The 1,286-nt window shown below is 57.5% G+C and carries 1 protein-coding gene; it reads left to right on the forward strand.

What is annotated here, in order from left to right; all coding sequences use genetic code 11:
• On the forward strand, positions 1–1,286 hold a 1,286-nt coding region (locus tag C5469_RS22730), incomplete at both ends, for a type VI secretion system Vgr family protein (protein ID WP_166310954.1).

Here is a 1,286-nt window from a genome sequence, read left to right on the forward strand (position 1 = left end):
ATCTTTGATCACAGTCGCTATAAATTAAAAGTCTGGGGCAACAAGGCACCGCTGGATGTATTAGCGTTTACCGGGCAGGAATATTTAAGCCAGCCTTTTTGCTACACCATTGAATTTACCAGCCCGGAGAAGGCGATTGCGCCGGCGCAGATGCTGATGCAGGACGCCTCATTTACCCTGACTTCCCCGCCGATGAATCCGGGCCAGCGCGGGATGCCGGTGGTCCCCCCGGCGCCATTGCGTACAGTCTATGGGGTGATCAGTGGCTTTAAACTGCTGTCTACCTCGCGGGATGAAAGCCATTACGCGGTGACCTTGGTGCCCCGGCTGGCGCTGTTGGCGAACAGCCATCAGTCGGCGATTTACCAGAATATGTCAGTGCCGGAGATTGTGGAAAAAATCTTGCGTGAACGGCACGATTTCCGGGGACAGGATTTTTTATTCACGCTGGCCTGCCCCTACCCGAAGCGGGAACAGGTGATGCAGTACGGCGAGGATGACCTGCGGTTTGTGCAGCGGCTGCTGGCGGAAGTGGGTATCTGGTACAAAGTGACGGCGGATGAGCGGCTGAACATTGACGTGGTGGAATTTTACGACGACCAGCGTTACTACCAGTTTAACGTGTACCTGCCGGCGCGCGCTCCTTCGGGGATGCACGGCGGAGAGGCGGATGCGGTGTGGGGAATGGAAACCACCCATCAGGTGGTGGAAGGGAAAATCCTGACCCGGGATTACGACTACCGCGCTGCACTGCCCCGGTACGGGATGGATATGGAGGCGGATGTGACGCGCGGGGACCCCACAACTTACGGGGAAGCTTACCACTACATCAATAACTACCGGGTACTGGGCAACCGTTACGCGATTGAACCGGAAGTGGAGAGCGGGGTGTTCTATGCCCGGCTGCACCACGAGCGCTACCTGAACCAGCAAACCCGGCTGCGGGGGCTAACCACCTCGGCCACGCTGGTACCGGGGCAGGAGCTGAAAGTGCGGGGGGAAGCGCCGGAGGTTTTTCGCAAAGGTGCGATTATCACCCGTATCACCAGCAGTGCCCGTCGGGACAGCAGTTTTGAAATGGCGTTCACTGCTATTCCGTATTCAGAAACCGTGTGTTTTCGTCCGGAATTAATTCCGAAACCGGTGATGGCGGGCACGTTACCGGCCAGAGTGACCAGTGCGGTTGTGAACGACCAGTACGGGGATATCGACAAAGACGGGTTGTATCGGGTGTCATTTGACTTTGACCGGGCGAGCTGGCCGCAGGGGAGAGAAAGCCTGTGGGT

The organism is Photorhabdus cinerea (assembly GCF_011189575.1).
GTDB classification, from domain to species: domain Bacteria; phylum Pseudomonadota; class Gammaproteobacteria; order Enterobacterales; family Enterobacteriaceae; genus Photorhabdus; species Photorhabdus cinerea.